At 63.1% G+C, this 19523-nt stretch carries 16 protein-coding genes; 11 read left to right on the plus strand and 5 right to left on the minus strand.

What is annotated here, in order from left to right; all coding sequences use genetic code 11:
• Positions 1-110: 110 nt before the first annotated feature.
• Genes rsmA through AC19YT_RS02140 form a run of 4 tightly spaced genes read right to left on the minus strand, consistent with a single transcriptional unit; the run spans position 111 to position 6034 of the window.
• On the minus strand, positions 111-929 hold the full coding sequence (gene rsmA / locus AC19YT_RS02125) for a 16S rRNA (adenine(1518)-N(6)/adenine(1519)-N(6))-dimethyltransferase RsmA (protein WP_500609629.1): 819 nt from the start codon (positions 927-929) through the stop codon (positions 111-113).
• The gene (pdxA, locus tag AC19YT_RS02130) at positions 926-1915 is read right to left on the minus strand and encodes a 4-hydroxythreonine-4-phosphate dehydrogenase PdxA (protein WP_095108965.1); all 990 of its coding nucleotides are present in this window, start codon (positions 1913-1915) and stop codon (positions 926-928) included. The genes rsmA and pdxA overlap by 4 nt, the downstream gene beginning before the upstream one ends.
• On the minus strand, positions 1912-3228 hold the full coding sequence (gene surA, locus AC19YT_RS02135) for a peptidylprolyl isomerase SurA (RefSeq protein ID WP_141233976.1): 1317 nt from the start codon (positions 3226-3228) through the stop codon (positions 1912-1914). The genes pdxA and surA overlap by 4 nt, the downstream gene beginning before the upstream one ends.
• The gene (locus AC19YT_RS02140; protein ID WP_500609630.1) at positions 3209-6034 is read right to left on the minus strand and encodes an LPS-assembly protein LptD; all 2826 of its coding nucleotides are present in this window, start codon (positions 6032-6034) and stop codon (positions 3209-3211) included. Before AC19YT_RS02140 ends, surA begins: the two co-directional genes overlap by 20 nt.
• 130 nt (positions 6035-6164) lie before the next feature.
• Between AC19YT_RS02140 and AC19YT_RS02145 the strand changes: the two genes are divergently transcribed.
• From AC19YT_RS02145 to AC19YT_RS02155, 3 genes are read left to right on the plus strand one after another with little or no spacing between them, the layout of a single operon-like run.
• Complete coding sequence (locus tag AC19YT_RS02145; RefSeq protein ID WP_500609631.1) at positions 6165-7184, plus strand: aminoglycoside phosphotransferase family protein; 1020 nt, start codon at positions 6165-6167, stop codon at positions 7182-7184.
• Complete coding sequence (gene murU, locus AC19YT_RS02150) at positions 7181-7855, plus strand: N-acetylmuramate alpha-1-phosphate uridylyltransferase MurU (protein WP_500597237.1); 675 nt, start codon at positions 7181-7183, stop codon at positions 7853-7855. Before AC19YT_RS02145 ends, murU begins: the two co-directional genes overlap by 4 nt.
• 1 nt (position 7856) lies before the next feature.
• Complete coding sequence (locus tag AC19YT_RS02155) at positions 7857-8624, plus strand: TerB family tellurite resistance protein (RefSeq protein ID WP_500609632.1); 768 nt, start codon at positions 7857-7859, stop codon at positions 8622-8624.
• 189 nt (positions 8625-8813) lie between these two features.
• Here AC19YT_RS02155 and AC19YT_RS02160 read toward each other — a convergent pair whose 3' ends face one another.
• Positions 8814-9800, minus strand: coding sequence for an alpha/beta hydrolase family protein (locus tag AC19YT_RS02160; RefSeq protein ID WP_500609633.1), 987 nt, complete (start codon positions 9798-9800; stop codon positions 8814-8816).
• A 74-nt stretch (positions 9801-9874) separates the two neighbouring features.
• On the opposite strand from AC19YT_RS02160, the gene AC19YT_RS02165 reads away from it, so the two are divergent.
• From AC19YT_RS02165 to AC19YT_RS02200, 8 genes are all read left to right on the plus strand, one after another.
• Positions 9875-12268, plus strand: a complete 2394-nt coding sequence (locus AC19YT_RS02165; RefSeq protein ID WP_095108971.1) for a PAS domain-containing sensor histidine kinase — start codon at positions 9875-9877, stop codon at positions 12266-12268.
• Positions 12269-12337: 69 nt separating this feature from the next.
• On the plus strand, positions 12338-12967 hold the full coding sequence (locus tag AC19YT_RS02170; RefSeq protein ID WP_003210977.1) for a response regulator: 630 nt from the start codon (positions 12338-12340) through the stop codon (positions 12965-12967).
• A gap of 281 nt (positions 12968-13248) precedes the next feature.
• On the plus strand, positions 13249-14373 hold the full coding sequence (locus AC19YT_RS02175) for an ABC transporter ATP-binding protein (RefSeq protein WP_500597231.1): 1125 nt from the start codon (positions 13249-13251) through the stop codon (positions 14371-14373).
• A 47-nt stretch (positions 14374-14420) separates the two neighbouring features.
• Positions 14421-15464, plus strand: coding sequence for an ABC transporter substrate-binding protein (locus AC19YT_RS02180; RefSeq protein WP_095108973.1), 1044 nt, complete (start codon positions 14421-14423; stop codon positions 15462-15464).
• 120 nt (positions 15465-15584) lie between these two features.
• Positions 15585-16832 (plus strand): ABC transporter permease, encoded by a 1248-nt coding sequence (locus tag AC19YT_RS02185; protein WP_095108974.1) that lies wholly within the window; start codon positions 15585-15587, stop codon positions 16830-16832.
• A gap of 16 nt (positions 16833-16848) precedes the next feature.
• Positions 16849-17673 carry an ABC transporter permease gene (locus AC19YT_RS02190; RefSeq protein ID WP_095108975.1) on the plus strand — a complete coding sequence of 275 codons (825 nt, stop codon included), beginning with the start codon at positions 16849-16851 and terminating at the stop codon, positions 17671-17673.
• A 317-nt stretch (positions 17674-17990) separates the two neighbouring features.
• Positions 17991-18665 carry a ribulose-phosphate 3-epimerase gene (rpe, locus tag AC19YT_RS02195; protein ID WP_095108976.1) on the plus strand — a complete coding sequence of 225 codons (675 nt, stop codon included), beginning with the start codon at positions 17991-17993 and terminating at the stop codon, positions 18663-18665.
• On the plus strand, positions 18662-19480 hold the full coding sequence (locus tag AC19YT_RS02200; RefSeq protein ID WP_095108977.1) for a phosphoglycolate phosphatase: 819 nt from the start codon (positions 18662-18664) through the stop codon (positions 19478-19480). Before rpe ends, AC19YT_RS02200 begins: the two co-directional genes overlap by 4 nt.
• Positions 19481-19523: the final 43 nt, after the last annotated feature.

The following is a 19523-nucleotide window of genomic DNA, read 5'->3' on the forward strand; positions in this document are numbered from 1 at the left end:
GGAAGCAAAGCGGAGCGCGGGACAGGACTGGTTGAGTCAGTCTAGGCCAAGTATCGGGTAGTAAACCAGACATGAGGCCTGGTGTCTTACCCGATCACGCGGGCGCCTTGTCAGTCGGCGCGCGGGGCTGCAGCGAGTTGATCGCTCAGGGCATCGGCCAGGCGCACGAACGCCGCGAGGTCCAGTTGCTCCGGGCGTAGGCTGCCGTCAACGCCGCAGGCTTGGATCTCGTCGGTGCTGAGCAGGTTTTTCAGGGTGTTGCGCAAGGTTTTGCGGCGCTGGTTGAAGGCTTCGCGAACGACCCGTTCGAGCATGCGGTGGTCCTTGGCCGGATGCGGCAGCACGGCGTGGGGCACCAGGCGCACGATGGCCGAGTCGACTTTAGGCGGCGGGTTGAACGCCCCTGGGCCGACGTTGAACAGGTGTTCGACCTTGCAGTGGTACTGAACCATGATCGACAAACGACCCCAGTCACCGCCGCCAGGCCCGGCCGCGAGGCGTTCGACCACTTCCTTTTGCAGCATGAAGTGCATGTCGCGGATCAGGCTGGCGTTATTCAGCAGGTGAAAAATCAGCGGCGTGGAGATGTTGTACGGCAGGTTGCCCACCACCCGCAGGCTGCCGGGCGCGGCGTTGAGGCTGGTGAAGTCGAACTTCAGCGCATCGCCCTGGTGCAGGTTGAAATTGCTTTTGCCGGCGAACTGCTGGTTGAGGATCGGGATCAGGTCTTTGTCCAGTTCCACCACATCAAGCTGGCCGCCGCTGTTGAGCAGGCCTTCGGTCAAGGCACCCTGGCCCGGGCCGATTTCCAGCAGGCGATTGTCGGGTTTGGCGTTGATGGCCCGCAAAATGCGGTCGATAACGCCGGCATCGTGCAGGAAGTTCTGGCCAAAGCGCTTGCGCGCCCGGTGTTGGTAGTGCTCGGTCATAAACAAGTCTCGGCCATCTGGTAGGCGGTTTGCAGGGCGACTTTCAGGCTGCCGGTGTCGATTTTGCCGCTGCCGGCCAGATCCAGGGCAGTGCCGTGGTCGACTGAGGTGCGGATGATCGGCAGGCCGAGGGTCACGTTGACTGCCGCGCCGAAACCTTTGTATTTCAGTACGGGCAGGCCCTGGTCGTGGTACATCGCCAGCACTGCGTCGCAGTGCTCCAGATATTTGGGGGTAAACAGAGTGTCGGCGGGCAGGGGACCGCGCAGGTCCATACCTTCGGTGCGCAGACGCTCCAGGGTGGGTTCGATGATGTCGATTTCTTCATGGCCCAGGTGTCCACCTTCACCGGCATGGGGGTTGAGCCCGCAGACCAGGATACGTGGCCGGGCAATGCCGAATTTTTGTTGCAGGTCGGTGTGCAGAATCCGCGTGACCCGCTCCAGGCGCTGCGCGGTGATCGCATCGGCCACCTGGCGCAGGGGCAGGTGAGTGGTCACCAGCGCCACACGCAAACCGTGGGTCGCCAGCATCATCACCACTTGCTCAGTGTGGGTCAGGTCGGCGAGGAACTCTGTGTGGCCGGAAAACGGGATGCCCGCTTCATTAATAACGCCTTTGTGCACGGGCGCCGTAATCATCGCTGCGAAATACCCATCGACGCAGCCTTGGGCTGCACGTGTCAGGGTTTCGAGGACGAACGCTGCGTTGGCTTGGTTCAGCTGTCCGGCCACGACCTTGGCCTGTAGCGGGGTGTCCCACACATAGAGGCTGTTGGCGGGGGCAGGGCTGTCGGGCCAGTTGCCCGGTGCGACGGGCAGTAAATCGACAACCACGCCCAGTTGCGCGGCCCGCTCAAGGAGCAGGTCGCGGCTGGTGATGGCGATCAGGGGATGTGGCTGGGGTTGCGAGGCGAGCAACAGGCACAGGTCTGGACCAATGCCCGCCGGCTCGCCGGGTGTCAGCGCGAAACGCTTGGGTTTCACTGCTGCGCCTGGTCGGCGCCAGGCAGTTTGATTTCAACGTAGGCTTCGTCGCGGATCTGGCGCAGCCAGGTTTGCAGCTCTTCGTCGTATTTGCGGTTACGCAGCACGGTCATCGCTTGCTGCTCGCGGGCCTGGTTGGTGCTGTCGGTGGCGCGGCGGCCAAGGACTTCCAGGACGTGCCAGCCATAAGGGCTCTTGAACGGCTTGGACAGCTGACCTTGCGGGGTCTTGGCCATCACTTCGCGGAACTCGGGCACCAGGGCGTTGGGGTCGATCCAGTTGAGATCGCCGCCGTGCAACGCAGAACCCGGGTCTTCGGAGAAGTTCTTCGCCAGTTCGGTGAAGTCTTCGCCCGCTACGATGCGGTCGTAGAGCTTCTGCGTCAGGCGCTTGGTTTCTTCTTCGCTGCGGATTTCGCTCGGTTTAATCAGGATGTGGCGCACATGCACTTCGTCACGGACCTGAGCTTCACCGCCACGCTTGTCGAGGATCTTCAGGATGATGAAACCGCCCGGTGTGCGCATCGGCTCGGTCACGTCGCCCACGGCCATGGTGCTGAGCATGCGGTCGAACGGCGGTGGCAATTGTGCGGCCTTGCGCCAGCCCATATCGCCGCCTTCCAGCGCGGTTTCACTGGCGGACTTAGCAATGGCCAACTGACCAAAGTCAGCGCCTTGCTTGAGTTGCTGATACACGTCGCCAGCCTGGCGTGCTGCGGCCTGAATGGCTTCGGAGTTGGCGCTTTCTGGTGTCGGGATGAGGATGTTGGCCAGGCGGAACTCTTCGGAGAGCTGCATCTTGCCCAGGTCCGAGGCGAGGAAGTTCTTCACTTCCTGTTCGGTGACCTGCACACGCTCAGCCACGCGGCGCTGGCGCACACGGCTGATAATCATCTCGCGGCGCACCTGGTCGCGGGCGTCTTCATAAGACAGACCGTCGCGGGCCAGTGCGGCGCGGAACTGCTCGACGCTCATGTTGTTGCGCTGAGCGATGGTGCCGATGGCCTGGTTCAGTTCTTCGTCGGTGATGCGGATGCCGGAGCGTTCGCCGATCTGCAGTTGCAGGTTTTCGACGATCAGGCGCTCCAGCACTTGCTGGTCCAACACGCCCGGAGGCGGCAGGCCGGCACCGCGCTTGGCGATGGTTTGCTGCACTTCGTGGACACGCTGGTCCAGTTGGCTCTGCATCACCACGTCGTTGTCGACGATGGCCACGACTCTGTCGATGGACTGCACGGCGGCGTTGGCGGCCGTGCCCAGGAACAGCGCGCCCAGCATCAGCGGGCGCAGAGAATCAGAAAGCTTGGTCTTCACGTTCACGATAACCTTGGATGCCTTGGTCGAGGAAGCTCTCTACTTTGGCGCCGGTCACGCCGCCGAGTCCCTTGAGAACAATTTGGAGGAAGATGCCATGGTCGCCACGTTCGTTTTCCGGGGCTTCCTGGCTGAATTCGTCGTACTTGACCCAGTAACGGCTAATCAGGCGCAGTTTCCAGCAGCAGTTGTCGTACTCGAAACCACCGAAGGCTTCCAGGGTACGGTTGCGGTTGTAGTCATACTGCCAGCGGCTGATGGCGTTCCACTGCGGCACGATCGGCCAGATCACCGAGAAGTCGTGCTGTTGGATCTTGTAGTAGTCCTTCACATAGCCTGCAGTGCCAGGTGTGCCGTAGTCGCCGCCAAACTTCCAGGTACCGCTGTTCTGGTCATAGCGGATCTGGTCGTTGCGATAGCGATAACCGGCGTTGATGACCTTGTTCGGGTTGTCTTCCGGCTGGTAGTGGAACATCGCGCTGCCGGAACGTGGGCTGCCGCTATCCGGGTCCCAGTTGTAGTCGGCGGTGGTGCGCCAGTCGCGGTTGAAGCGGAACTCGTATTCCAGTGCGTAAGGCGAGACGTTGGACTGTGCGTCGGCACGATCCTTGAAATCGACACCTGGCAATTGAACTTCGCGGTCCTTGAAGTACAGGGCCTGGCCGATGCTGATGCGCTGGCGCTCAAAGCCGTTGTCTTCGATCCAGCGGTTGGTTACGCCCAGGGACAGCTTGTTCTCATCGCCCACACGGTCGGAACCGGTGAAACGGTTGTCACGGAACAGCGAGGCGTAGTTGAAGGTGCTTTCGCTGGTGTCGAAGACAGGTATGTCGCTTTGGTCTTCCTCAGGCACATAGAGGTAGAACAGGCGAGGCTCTAGGGTTTGGCGATAGTTCTTGCCGAACCACTGGGTGCTGCGGTCGAAGTACAGGCCGCTGTCCACACTGGCGATAGGTACGCCACGGTTCTGGTTGCTGCTGTAGGTGCCGTTGAGGCGGTCGCCTTCAGCATTTTGTGCTGCAACCTGGCCTTTGCCGGTGCCGTCTAGATCCAGGTCGTACTGGGTGTACTTGTACTTGAGTGCAGGTTTGATGAAGCCATAGGACCAGTTCAGCGGCAGGCTGACGGTCGGCTCCAGGTCCAGACGTGTGCCGTTGGCGCGTGCCAAGCCGCGCACGTTTCGATCGATACGCGGTGCGCCAATGGCTTCGCCAGTTACAGCGTTAAATGGGCCGCCGTTTTCATCAAAGTAAGTGCCGTTCTGAAGATCACGATCAAACCGCACGATTTCCGTGTTGTAGGCAAAGTTCAACCCGCTCGGGTGATAGGGCAGCGCACCATTGAAGGTGATCTGCGGCAAGCGGTTGTACGGCGTGATGTTGGAAACCGTCGCCAACTCGTAGGCCTGGGCGTTGATCCGGGCGGCGTAATTGTCGCCACGGTAGGTCACGGCGCCTTGCTGGTTGATAAAGGTACGGCTGTCTACGCCGATCTGATCGCTTTGCAGGTCCTGGAAGTAGTACGGGTCGCTGATCTTGGTGTAATCGACCTCGGTCATGACGCGCGAATCAAGACCACCCTTGTGCTGCCAGTTGAGCAGGTAGCGGGTCTTCTCGGAGTCGGACTGCTTCTTGCGGTCGTCGTTGTCGTCGTTGAGGTACGCGGCGCCGAACTGACCTTCGCTGCTTTTGGTCAGGTAGCGGAATTCGCCTTCCATCAACAGGCCGCGTTTGCTCATGTAGCGCGGGTACAACGTGGCATCGTAGTTGGGCGCGATGTTGAAGTAGTACGGCGTGACGAGCATAAAGCCCGTGTCGCTGCCGCTGCCGATGGTCGGCGGCAGGAAGCCGGACTGGCGACGGTCATCGATCGGGAAGTAGATGTACGGGGTGTACAGAACCGGGATGTCCTTGACGCGCAGCGTGACGTTGGTCGCGGTGCCGAAGCCAGTGGCCGGGTTCAGGGTGATGTTGTTGCCTTTGAGCTGCCAGGCGTTGCTGTTGGGTTCGCACGAGGTGTACGTACCATCCTTGAGGCGGATGATCGCGTTCTCGGCACGCTTGGCGTACAGCGCGCTGCCGCGGATACGCGACTTGTGCAGCACGTACTCGGCGTTGTCGACCTTGGCTTCGCCGGTGTCGAGCTGGATGTCGGCGTGGTCGCCCACCAGCAGGGCACCGTTGTCACGGACGCGCACGTTGCCGTTGAGTTCACCACGGTTTTCGGCCTGATACAGGTTGGCCTCGTCGGCCTCCACCTGCATGCTGCCCTGGCGCATGACGACGTCACCGGCCAGGGTCGCGACCTGTTGTTCCTGCTCGTAACGCGATGCCTTGGCGCCGATGAAGGTCGGGGCATCACTTTTATTCGTCTTGTCATTCATGCCAGGACGAATCGGTTCGATATAGGAACCAGAGCAATAAGGACCGGTCTCGGCCAGTTGCGCGGCGGTCAGTTGTTCACGCGGGACCCAGTCCAGGTGGCTGTAGTCGGCACTGCGCGACTTAAGGCCGCGGCCTTTGGCTTCGGTAACCAGCGTAGTTTGGGCGGCGGTTTCGCCACCGCTGCTGGTGCCGGCCGGGCTGTCGCCGCCCGAACTGAGCGCGGCACCGTCATGCACGGGGCGCGGCGGCAGTTGAGCCGCTGGAGCTTTAGGCGCGCAGTCCCAGGCACCCGAAGCAGAGACTGAGCAGTCATACTGTTCCGCGGCGACCACGAACGAAGTGGCTAGAGGTTGCAGGGCCAGCAGACTGCCGGTAACCAACAACGGAAATTTTTTACGAAACGCGGGGGATTTCAATGCCATCTTATTAGTCCGGGCTTCCTGCGTGCCATCTGCCCGCGGTGTGGGCCGCACGCCTCTCGATGGTCTGAAAAAGATGCTGGATAATAAAGCATGACCCGCTTGACGGCTAGCGCCGTCGGAGACCCTTGTAATGCCTGACCAAGATGTACGCTTGCAACACCTGAAAGTTTGGCTCGATGAGCAGTTGGCAATGTTGTTCAGCGCCCAAGGTTGGGGTGCCGTGCCCCCGGCCACGTTGACCGCGGCCAGCAGCGACGCGAGTTTTCGCCGTTATTTCCGTTGGCAAGGCGAGGGCCGCAGCTTTGTGGTCATGGACGCGCCGCCGCCCCAGGAAAACTGCAAACCCTTCGTGGATATCGCCGCGATGTTGGCGAAATCGGGCATTAACGTGCCGAAAATTTACGCCCAAGACCTGGCGCGCGGTTTTCTTTTGCTCAATGACCTGGGCAACCAGACCTACCTGGATGTGATCGACGGCGAAAATGCCGATGCGCTGTTCAAGGATGCCTTGCAGGCGTTGCTGGCCTTGCAGCAGTTGCCGATGGACGAGCCGCTGCCCAGTTACGACGTGGCGTTGTTGCGCCGGGAGTTGGAGTTATTCCCCGAGTGGTACGTCAAGCGCGAGCTGGGCGTGGTGTTCGATGCGCGTCAGCAGGCCTTGTGGCAAGAGGCCAGTGACCTGCTGATCGACAGCGCCCTGGCCCAGCCCAAGGTTCTGGTGCACCGCGACTTTATGCCGCGCAACCTGATGCTGAGCGAACCCAACCCGGGGGTGCTGGATTTTCAGGACGCGGTCTACGGCCCGGTGACTTACGACGTGACGTGCCTGTTCAAGGACGCCTTTCTCAGTTGGCCCCAGGCGCGGGTGGAAGGCTGGCTCAAGGATTACTGGCAGCAGGCCGCCAACCTGGGCATTGCGGTGCAGGCGCAGTTTGATGATTTCCTGCGGGCCAGCGACCTGATGGGCGTGCAACGCCATTTGAAAGTGATCGGCATTTTTGCCCGCATCTGCCACCGCGACGGCAAGCCGCGCTACCTGGCGGATGTGCCGCGCTTCTTCTCTTATATAGAAGCGGTGCTGGCCCGCCGGCCGGAGCTGGCGCAACTGGGTGAGTTGCTCGCGAGCCTGCGCGCTGGAGCGGCGCGATGAAGGCGATGATCCTGGCGGCGGGCAAGGGCGAGCGCATGCGGCCCTTGACCCTGACCACGCCCAAGCCGCTGATCCCGTTGGGCGGCGTGCCGTTGATCGAGCATCACCTGCGGGCGCTGGCGGCGGCGGGCTTTCGCGAAATCGTGATTAACCACGCCTGGCTCGGCCAGCAAATCGAAGACTACCTGGGCGATGGCCAGCGCTTGGGCTTGAGCATCCGCTATTCCCCCGAAGGTGAGCCGCTGGAAACCGGCGGTGGGATTTTCCGCGCCTTGGCGCTGTTGGGCGATGAGCCGTTCGCGGTGGTCAACGGCGATATCTGGACCGACTACGACTTGCGCGCCCTGCGTCGGCCGCTGCAAGGGTTGGCGCACTTGGTGATGGTGGACAACCCGCCCCATCACCCCAGCGGCGGTGACTTCTGCCTGGAAAACGGCCGCATCCACGACGCTACACCGGGCTCGACCGCGCTGACCTTCAGCGGCATTTCGGTGCTCCACCCGCGCTTGTTCGCCGGTTGCGAGGCTGGGCCGTTCAAGCTGGCGCCGCTGTTGCGCAGCGCCATGGCCCAGGGCCTGGTGAGTGGCGAACACCTGCAAGGCCAATGGGTGGATGTGGGCACGCCTGAACGTTTGGCCCAGGCTGAACTCCTGCTGCAAGCGAGGCGCTGAGATGTTGTGGCCAGGGACTCTGATTGGAGCCGGAGCGGGTTTTGCCATTGCCAGCATTCCGGGGGCCATGTTGGGCGCTTTATTGGGGCAGGCGCTGGACCGGCGCCTGCAACTGCACAGTTGGGCCCATGTGCGCGAGCGGTTGGGCGGGCGCCCGGCGCTGCGCAATGACGAATTGTTGTTCGTGTTGCTGGGGCGTTTGGCCAAGAGTGACGGCCAGGTCGTCGATGGCCATATCCAGCAGGCACGCCAGGAAATGCGCGCCCTGAGCCTGAGCGAGCCGGCGCAGAAGCGTGCTATTGCGGCGTTCAATCGCGGCAAGGCTGGAGGGGATCGCCTGCGAGGCTATCTGCGCCACTTGCGGGCCCAGCCCCACGCGGCCGAGGGCGTGTTGCGCGCGTGTTGGCGCATGGTTTGGGCCGATGGCCGGGTGGGCGCCGCCGAGCGTGAGTTGATCGCGGCGTGGGGCAAGTGGCTGGGCTGGACGCCGCAGCAGGTGCAGGCGCTGGCCAGTGAATACGACCCGCAGCGCAAACCGCTTACCCACAGTACCGGGACTTATCAGGAGGCGTTGCGCCTGCTGGGCGTAACCTCCACCACTGAGCCTGCGCAGATCAAACGCGCCTACCGGCGCCTGCTCAGCCGCCATCACCCGGACAAGGTCGCCGGCACCGGCGCCACGGCGCAGCAAGTGCGCGAGGCGACGGAGAAAACCCGCGACTTGCACAGCGCCTATACGATGATTCGCCAGCGCCGGGATTTTCGGTAGGTCAGGTGCGCGCGAGTGTGTGTGGGAGCCCGCTCGCGATAGCGGTGGTTGGGCTTGGCTGTGCCGGCCTTATCGCGGGCAAGGCCGGCTCCCACGTGTAGATGGGATGTTCATTTTCCTCTGTGGGAACGAGCCTGCTCGCGATAGCGGCACTGGCAGTGGCAAGACAGTTTCCCACCGTGTTTTGAATCAACCTTGCGTTGGCTGCGGGCTCAACCAACCCCGCACCCGGCGGAACAGTTGTTCCTGTTCGGCGGTGCTGTTGCCGGGCAGGGTCTTGAGGGTGATCTGCTTGAAGTTCGCGGACTTGCTGCGCTTGCTGGCCTGGGCGCGTTCCCGGGCGGCGCTGCGCGCCAGCTCGGTGTCTTTGTAGAAAATATCGGCGATGGCTACTTTCAGGGTTGGGGTCAGCTCGACCAGAGGCGGCTGGGCGTTGATCGGGGCCTTGGCGGCGATCATCAGCAGTTTTTCGATTTGCGGCGGTTGTTTTTCGCTCAGGTAGCGGGCCGCCCAATAGGCGCCGGTGCCGTGGCCCAGTAGCACGATGCTGCGGGCGTTTTGCTGCTCGGCGTAGGCGATGGCGGCGTCGATGCGGGCGAAGATGCGCTCGGCGTCGGCCTTGATCGTGTCGGTGACCGGTTCGGGGCTGTCAGCCAGGGGCGCTTCACCGCCGGCAGCCTGTTCGATGGGCGGCGCGGTGGCAGCGTCCTTGCTGCTGGTGTCGGCGCTTACGGCGGGCGGGGCGGCTTCTACCACCCGGGCTTGGCTGGCGTTGCTCAACAGGTCAGGCAGGGTCAGGCTCAGGCTGCTCCACGCGGCATCGGGCAATTTGGTGCGCAAAGGGCCGATAACTTGCGGCCAGTCAGCCGTTTCGCCCGCGCCTGGGACGATAATCACCGCGCCCTTGGGCTCGCCGGCGTTGGCCGGTTTCCACAGGGCCAGGAAAGTATCGCTACCGGTTTGTAGCTGTTGCTGCTCCTGGGCGGGAATAATTCGCTCAAGTGCGGCGGCATCTTCCTGACTACGCTCTAGCAGCGGCTGGCGCTGGGGGGCTGGTTCTTCGACGGGTTTTTCCGTGGCGGCGGGCGCTGGGTCGGCGGCCTGCACGGAAAAGGCACAGGGCAGGATCAGCGACAGGCACAATGCTGGCAGTGCCGAGCGGTAGACAGGGGGCATCGGATTTTCCAGGCCAGAAATATTCCCGGCAGCCTAATGGGTTGGTCAGTATTTGTCAGTGTGCGAGCGTTCAGATGATGCGTTATTGCTGCCTTTGGGTTATCGGCTGTTTTGTTTTTCCCTTGATGGCGTGGGCCGCGCCCGAGCCACCCGTGGCGTTGGCGCCGTTGAATGCCGAGCAGCGCCAATGGCTGGCCGAGCACCGCGAGCTGCGCGTGGGCGTGGTGCTGCAAGCGCCTTACGCGCAATTCGACCGGCGCCTGCAACGCCTGTCCGGGGCCAACGTGGAACTGATGCAGTGGCTGGCCAAGTCCCTGGAGGTGGAACTTACCTGGCGCAACTTCAACGACCAGGCGCAACTGGACGCGGCGGTGCGCAACGGCGAAATCGACCTCGCCCCGGGCCTAAGCCAGACCCCGGCGGGCCTGCGTTTGTGGCATTTTTCCGACCCCTACATGCGTGTGGCGCAGTTGATCGTCAGCGAGGGCAAGGGCGCCGGCGCGGTGGAGCTGGAGAAACTCGACAACCAGGCCCGCGTCGCCGTGCGCATGCCCAGCACCGTGGCCGACTATTTGCGCACCACCTACAGCCACCTCAACCTGCAAGGCGTGCCGCTGGAGCGCCAGGCCCTGCAACTGCTGCTTAGCCAGCAGGCGCGCTACGCGGTGGTGGACGAGGCGCAGCTCAGCCGCCTGTCGGTGGAGCCGGAGTTCGCCGGGTTGGCGGTGGTCGGTGATATCGGTTTGCCGCAGTTGCTGCGTATCGCCACGCGCCGCGACTGGCCGCAGCTCTCGGCGGTTGTCGAAAGCGCACTGCACGCCATCCCTGCGCGCAACCTGGAGCAACTGCACAACCGCTGGCTGCAACCCAAGTACCCGCGCCTGACCGAATCCCGCGGGTTTTGGCAGAACCTGTGCCTGTTGCTGGGGGCGTTGCTGCTCAGCTGCATGGCCATCGTGACGTGGCAGCGGCGCCAGCAGCACAGCCTGGAGCAACGCCTGCTGGCGGCCAAGGCCGATATTGCCCAGCGCGAGGCCAGCGAAGAAGCGCTGCGCCTGACCCAGTTTTCCATCGACCAAAGCACCGTGGGCATCCTCTGGGTCAATTGGGACAGCCACGTGCGCTACGCCAACCGGGCGGCGCAAACCATGCTCGGCTACCCCGACGGCGGTGTGATCGACCGGCCGCTGATCGACTTTGAGCCGGGCCTGCACATGGACCGCTGGTTGACCCTGTGGAAGCGCGCCCGCGCCAGCGAGGACGGGCCGCAAACCTTTGAGAGCAACTGCGTGCGCGCCGATGGCAGCATTCTGCCGGCGGACGTTTCCCTGAGTTTCTTGCGCTTTGGCGGCGGCGAATACCTGGTGGTGTACCTCAACGACGTCACCGAGCGCCGCCGCGCCCTCGCCGCGTTGCAGGAGAGCGACGCGCGGCTGCAAGGCATCGCGGCGAACGTGCCGGGGTTGGTGTTCCGCCTGGAGCGGGCGCCGGTGACCGGCCAGATCGACTTTGCCTACATCAGCGAAGGCAGCGAGAGCCTGGTGGGTTACTCGCCGGCCGTGCTGCGCCATCGCGACATGGGCTTGCGCAGCCTCGTCCACCCCGACGACAAGGCCAGTTATCACCGCACCCAGGACCAGGCCCTGGACACCGACAGCGACTGGTCGTGGCAGGGCCGTATCGTCACCCGCCAGGGCGGCCAGCGCTGGGCCGAGATCAAGGCCATCACCCGGCGCCTGGAGGATGGCGCGGTGGTGTGGGACGGCATCGTCTGGGACATCAGCGAGAGCAAGCGCATCGAGCTGGAGCTGGCCAGCTCCCGCGAGCAATTGCGCGAGTTGTCGGCGCACCTGGAGAGCGTGCGCGAAGAAGAAAAAGCCCGGATCGCCCGGGAAGTGCACGACGAACTGGGGCAGATGCTCACCGTGCTGAAGCTGGAAACCTCCATGTGCGAACTGGCCTACGCCCAGCTCGACCCGGGGCTACACGAACGCCTCAACAGCATGAAACGCCTGATCGCCCAGCTCTTCCAACTGGTGCGCGACGTGGCCACGGCGCTGCGCCCACCGATCCTCGATGCCGGGATCGCTTCGGCCATTGAATGGCAGGCGCGCCGGTTCGAGGCGCGCACCCAGATCCCGTGCCTGGTGCAGGTGCCGGACAACCTGCCGGCCCTCAGCGACGCCAAGGCCATTGGCTTGTTCCGCATCCTTCAGGAGGCATTGACCAACGTCATGCGCCACGCTCAAGCGCATACTGTCGAATTGACATTGACCCTGGAGGGTGGTGATTTGTGCCTCTGCGTCAGCGATGACGGCGTAGGATTCATCGCCCCTCTCGGTAGGCCAACATCTTTTGGTGTGGTAGGTATGCGCGAACGGGTGCTGATTATGGGCGGTAGCCTGAACCTGGACAGCGAACCGGGGGAGGGTACGACCTTGAGTGTGCGGGTGCCGGTGGATGGGTAGGTGCCCCCACAGCCGCTCATCTCCCCTACGAAGCGGTACTCGCCATCAGACCAATAAAAGGAAACCCCTGTGATCCGTGTACTGGTAGCCGAAGACCACACCATCGTGCGTGAGGGCATCAAGCAGTTGATTGGCCTGGCCAAGGACTTGCTGGTGGTGGGGGAGGCGAGCAATGGCGAGCAGTTGCTCGAAACCCTACGCCACGTGCCCTGCGAAGTGGTGCTGCTGGATATCTCCATGCCCGGCGTCAATGGCTTGGAGGCGATCCCGCGGATCCGTGCGCTGAACAACCCGCCGGCGATCCTGGTGTTGTCCATGCACGACGAAGCGCAAATGGCCGCGCGGGCGTTGAAGGTGGGCGCGGCCGGGTACGCCACCAAGGACAGCGACCCGGCGCTGCTGCTCACGGCCATCCGCAAGGTGGCGGCGGGCGGGCGCTACATCGACCCGGATCTGGCCGACCGCATGGTTTTCGAGGTGGGCCTGACGGACTCGCGGCCCCTGCATTCGTTGTTGTCCGAGCGCGAATTCTCGGTGTTCGAGCGCCTGGCCCAGGGCGCCAACGTCAACGACATCGCCCAGCAACTGGCCCTGAGCAGCAAGACCATCAGTACCCACAAGGCGCGGTTGATGCAGAAACTCAACATCACCTCCCTGGCCGAACTGGTGAAGTACGCCATGGAACACAAGCTGCTGTAGATAGCAGGTGGGCTGAGGACGCCATCGCCAGCAGGCTCGCTCCCACAAAAAATCTCTCAGTTATCCATTTGCGACATCCCCCAACCCCCCGCGCTTGCAGCTTGCCGCTCAATACGTGCGTCTGCTCTTACCTAATCCCGCCATCCGTGTAGGGCGTTCCCTACACTGAAATTTCCATAGGGCCTAGGCGAATCTCTCCTACGCCCCGATTTGCCGGTGTTTGCGCCTCCTCTAGTCTGGGTCCATGGCAGTCCCAACGATCAAGAACAAAAGGTGCGGGTATGAGCGAGGTCGATTCAAGCGCTGTGGCCAATGACGTGCTGGTCAGCTTTCGTGGCGTGCAAAAGAGCTATGACGGCGAGAACCTGATCGTCAAAGACCTCAACCTGGAAATCCGCAAGGGCGAGTTCCTCACCCTGCTCGGGCCTTCGGGGTCGGGCAAAACCACCAGCCTGATGATGTTGGCCGGGTTCGAGACGCCCACCAGCGGCGAGATCCAGCTCGCCGGGCGCGCCATCAACAACGTGCCGCCGCACAAGCGCGATATCGGCATGGTGTTCCAGAACTACGCGCTGTTCCCCCACATGACCGTGGCCGAGAACCTGGCGTTCCCACTGTCGGTGCGCGGTTTCAACAAGACCGACACCAGCGAGCGGGTCAAACGGGTGCTGAGCATGGTGCAACTCGATGCCTTCGCCCAGCGCTACCCGGCGCAACTCTCCGGTGGCCAGCAGCAGCGGGTTGCACTGGCCCGGGCGTTGGTGTTCGAGCCGCAACTGGTGCTGATGGACGAACCCCTCGGCGCGTTGGACAAACAACTGCGCGAACACATGCAGATGGAAATCAAGCACCTGCACGAGCGCCTCGGCCTGACCGTGGTGTACGTGACCCACGACCAGGGCGAAGCCCTGACCATGTCGGACCGGGTAGCGGTGTTCCACCAGGGCGAAATCCAACAGATCGCCGCCCCGCGCACCCTCTACGAAGAGCCCAAGAACACCTTCGTCGCCAACTTCATCGGCGAAAACAACCGCCTCAATGGCCGCTTGCACAGCCAGGACGGCGAGCGCTGCGTGGTCGAACTGGGCCGTGGCGAGAAGGTCGAGGCGCTGGCGGTGAACGTCGGCAAGCCTGGCGAGCCGGTGACCCTGTCGGTGCGCCCGGAGCGGGTCAGCCTCAACGGCGCCAGCGCCAGCTGCACCAACCGTTTTTCCGGGCGGGTGGCCGAGTTCATCTACTTGGGCGACCACGTCCGCGTTCGCTTGGAAGTCTGCGGCAAGACCGACTTCTTCGTGAAACAACCGATTGCCGAACTGGACCCGACGCTGGCAGTCGGCGATGTGGTTCCGCTTGGCTGGCAGGTGGAGCACGTTCGCGCGCTCGACCCACTTCTAGAGGCGAACTGATCGCCCACAGGCTTTACCCCCAACCCTGCACGTGGAGAGAACAATAAATGTTGAGATCCCTGAAATTCAGCGCCCTGGTCATGGGCATGATCGGTGCGGCACACGCGATGGCGGCAGGCCCGGACCTGACCGTGGTGTCCTTTGGCGGGGCGAACAAGGCAGCGCAGGTCAAAGCCTTCTACGCACCCTGGGAAGCGGCGGGCCACGGCAAGATTGTGGCCGGCGAGTACAACGGCGAAATGGCCAAGGTCAAGGCCATGGTCGATACCAAGAGCGTGTCGTGGGACCTAGTGGAAGTCGAGTCGCCGGAGCTGTCGCGCGGTTGCGATGAAGACATGTTCGAGCCCCTGGACCCAGCACTGGCGGGCAAGGCCGAAGACTTCGTCAAAGGCGCGATCCAGCCTTGCGGCGTGGGCTTCTTCGTGTGGTCGACGGTGATGGCGTACAACGCCGACAAGCTGAAAACCGCGCCCACCAGTTGGGCGGATTTCTGGGACACCAAGCAGTTCCCGGGCAAACGTGGCCTGCGCAAAGGCGCTAAGTACACCCTGGAATTCGCGCTGATGGCCGACGGCGTCGCGCCCAAGGACGTCTACAAAGTACTGGCCGGCAAGGATGGCCAGGACCGCGCCTTCAAGAAACTCGACGAACTCAAGCCCAGCATCCAGTGGTGGGAAGCGGGCGCCCAGCCGCCGCAGTACCTGGCCTCCGGTGACGTGGTGATGAGCTCGGCCTACAACGGCCGGATCGCTGCGGTACAGAAGGAAAGCAACCTGAAAGTGGTGTGGAACGGCGGCATCTACGACTTCGACGCCTGGGCCATCCCCCGTGGCCTGAGCAAGGAACGCGCCGACGCGGCGAAGAAATTCATCGCCTTCTCCGTGCAGCCTCAGCAGCAGAAGACCTACTCGCAGAACATCGCCTACGGCCCGGCGAACACCCAGGCTGTGCCGCTGCTGGACAAGGACATCCTCAAGGACATGCCTACCACCCCGGAAAACATCGCCAACCAGGTGCAGATCGACGTCAGCTTCTGGGCCGACAACGGCGAGCAACTGGAGCAACGCTTCAACTCCTGGGCGGCTAAGTAACGCTTAAAGCTTGGGTGTTGCTGTGGGAGCGAGCCCTGCTCGCGCCCACAGTGGGACGAAGCAGCCAACCATACCCGGGCGGTCCGCCTGGGCAACGATCAAAGATTTGTGGAGTTCGCCATGGCCATCGCCGTTCCCTTGAACGAGGTCACCAGCCCCAACCTCAAGCAGCGCCTGGCCCGGGCCGAGCGGCTTAACCGCTGGAAGGCCCAGGCCCTGATCGCGCCATTGGTGCTGTTTCTGTTGCTGGTGTTCCTGGTGCCGATCGTGGCGCTGCTCTACAAAAGCGTCGGCAACCCGGAAGTGGTCGCCGGCTTACCGCGTACCGTGGTGGCAGTGGCCGGTTGGGATGGCCGTGGCTTGCCCGGCGAGGCGGTGTACCAGGCTGCCAGCGAAGACCTGGCGCAAGCACGCAAGAATCAAACCCTGGGCGATCTGTCCAAGCGCCTGAACATGGAGTTGGCCGGCTACCGCAGCCTGCTGACCAAAACCGCCCGGGCGTTGCCGTTCGCCACGCCACCGGCCTCGTATAAAGATGCGATGGAAGCCCTGGATGAGCGCTGGGGCGACCCGGCCTACTGGCAGGCGATCCGCCGCAACACCAGCAGCCTGACCCCGTACTACCTGTTGGCGGCGGTGGACCACCGCATCGACGACCTCGGCGAAGTGGCCCCGGCCACGCCCGACCAGGCGATTTACCTGGATATCTTCGCGCGCACCTTCTGGATGGGCCTGGTGATTACCGCCATCTGCCTGGTGCTGGCCTATCCGCTGGCCTACCTGCTGGCCAACTTGCCGGCACGCCAGAGCAACCTGTTGATGATCCTGGTGCTGCTGCCGTTCTGGACCTCCGTGTTGGTGCGAGTGGCAGCGTGGATCGTGCTGCTGCAATCGGGCGGGCTGATAAATGGCGCATTGATGGCCATGGGGGTGATCGATAAACCCCTGGAGTTGGTGTTCAACCGGGTCGGCGTGTACATCTCGATGGTGCACATCCTGCTGCCGTTCATGATTTTGCCGATCTACAGCGTGATGAAGGGTATCTCCCCGACCTACATGCGCGCGGCGATTTCCCTGGGTTGCCATCCGTTCGCCAGTTTCTGGCGGGTGTACTTCCCACAGACCTACGCCGGTGTGGGCGCCGGGTGCCTGTTGGTGTTCATCTTGGCTATCGGCTACTACATCACCCCGGCGCTGCTGGGCAGCCCCAACGATCAGATGGTCAGCTACTTCGTCGCGTTCTACACCAACACCAGCATCAACTGGGGCATGGCGACCGCGCTCGGCGGCCTGTTGCTGCTGGCGACCATCGTGTTGTACCTGATCTACAGCTGGTTGGTGGGCGCCAGTCGCCTGCGCCTGAGCTGAACCTGAGGAGAATGAAATGCTGAGCCCCTACATGTCGCCCATCGAACGGGTGTGGTTCTACAGCTTGCGCATTCTTTGCGGGCTGATCCTGTTGTTCCTGATCCTGCCGGTGCTGGTGATTATTCCGCTGTCGTTCAACTCCGGCAGTTTCCTGGTGTACCCGTTGCAGGGTTTCTCCCTGCACTGGTACCAGGACTTCTTCGCCTCGGCCGAATGGATGCGCGCCCTGAAAAACAGCATCATCGTCGCCCCGGCGGCGACGGTGCTGGCCATGATCTTCGGCACGTTGGCGGCGATTGGCCTGACCCGTGGCGACTTCCCCGGCAAGGCACTGGTGATGGCCCTGGTGATTTCGCCGATGGTGGTGCCGGTGGTGATTATCGGCGTGGCGAGTTACCTGTTCTTCGCCCCGCTGGGCCTGGGCAACAGCTTCTTCTCGTTGATCGTGGTGCATGCGGTGCTGGGTGTGCCCTTTGTCATCATCACCGTGTCGGCGACCTTGCAGGGGTTTAACCACAACCTGGTGCGAGCGGCGGCCAGCCTGGGCGCCTCGCCGCTCACCGCGTTCCGCCGGGTGACCCTGCCGCTGATCGCGCCGGGGGTGATTTCCGGGGCGCTGTTCGCCTTTGCCACCTCCTTCGATGAAGTGGTGGTGACCCTGTTCCTCGCTGGCCCCGAGCAAGCGACCCTGCCGCGGCAGATGTTCAGTGGCATCCGCGAAAACCTCAGCCCTACCATCGCCGCCGCCGCGACGATGCTGATCGCCTTCTCGGTGATCCTGCTGCTGACCCTGGAATGGCTGCGTGGGCGCAGCGAGAAATTGCGTACGGCGCAGGTGTAGTTGCCCCTTTAGGAGCGGGCAGGCCAGCTCCCACAGTTCAACTGTGGTACGGGTGGGATTTTCATTTTTCCTCTGTGGGAGCGCGCCTGCTCGCGATGGCGGCACGCAGTGGCGGTGACGAAGGGTAGGGATAAGACAGTTGCTCCCACAGAGGGAACCTGCGGTGATCCCTCGACCATGATCTGGAACAACACACTGGACACCCCGGGCAGGCAAGCTATCGTCCACCCCCACATGGACCGATCATCGCCGTGCGCACGCCAAAGCATGAGGTATACAATGCGCGCCACCGTGATCCTGCTCAAAAAAGGTGCGTCATGCAGCCCTTCGCTATTGCTCCGTCGATTCTCTCCGCCGATTTCGCTCGCCTGGGCGAGGAAGTGGACAACATTCTCGCCGCTGGCGCCGACATCGTGCACTTCGATGTCATGGACAACCATTACGTCCCCAACCTGACCATCGGCCCGATGGTGTGCGCCGCGCTGCGCAAGTACGGCATCACCGCGCCCATCGACGCGCACCTGATGGTCTCGCCGGTAGACCGCATCATCGGCGACTTCATCGAAGCTGGCGCGACCTACATCACCTTCCACCCGGATGCCACCATCCACGTTGACCGCTCCCTGCAAATGATCCGCGAAGGCGGCTGCAAGGCGGGGCTGGTGTTCAACCCGGCGGCGTCGCTCGACTCGCTCAAATACGTGATGGACAAGGTCGACATGATCTTGCTGATGAGCGTCAACCCAGGCTTCGGCGGGCAGAAGTTCATCCCCGCGACCCTGGATAAACTGCGCGAGGCGCGCGCCCTGATCGATGCGTCGGGGCGCGATATCCGCCTGGAAATCGACGGCGGCGTGAACGTCGGCAACATCCGTGAAATCGCTGCGGCGGGCGCCGACACCTTCGTCGCCGGCTCGGCGATTTTCAATGCCCCGGACTACCGTGAAGTGATCGCCAAGATGCGCGCCGAACTGGCTCTGGCCCGCCCATGAGCGGCTTTGAGCAGCTGTTCCCCGGCAGCCTGCCGCGCCTGGTGATGTTCGATCTGGATGGCACGTTGATCGATTCGGTCCCGGACCTGGCGGTGGCGGTGGATCACATGCTGCTCAAGATGGGCCGCGCCCCGGCCGGCCTCGACGCGGTGCGCCAGTGGGTCGGCAACGGTGCGCCGGTGCTGGTGCGCCGGGCGTTGGCGGGGGGCATCGAGCATGGTGAGGTTGATGATGTCGAAGCCGAGCATGCCCTGGAGATTTTCATGGAGGCCTACGCCGACGGCCATGAGCTGACGGTGGTCTACCCCGGCGTGCGCGACACCCTCAAGTGGCTGCACAAGCAGGGCGTGGAAATGGCCCTGATTACCAACAAGCCCGAGCGCTTCGTCGCGCCGTTGCTGGACGAGATGAAGATCGGCCGGTACTTCCGCTGGATCATCGGCGGCGACACCCTGGCGCAAAAAAAGCCCGACCCGGCGGCGTTGTTTTTCGTGATGAAAATGGCCAACGTCCCTGCTTCGCAATCGTTGTTCGTCGGCGATTCGCGCAGCGACGTGCTGGCGGCGAAAGCGGCGGGGGTCAAGTGTGTGGCCTTGAGCTACGGCTACAACCACGGGCGGCCGATTGCCGAAGAGTCGCCGACTCTGGTGATCGACGACTTGCGCCGGCTAATTCCCGGTTGCCTGGACTCGGGCGCCGGGGTAACGTTGCCCGACGTCGCCCAACCCTGTTCTGGAAACCCCATCGTGGTGGTCACTCGCAAACTCTGGATGAAAGTTATCAAGGCCCTGGCCCGCTGGCGTTGGCGCGCCTGACTCGAGCCTGGCCGTTCATCCGGCCCGTTTTGCACACCTGACC

The organism is Pseudomonas sp. MF08875, assembly GCF_059862525.1.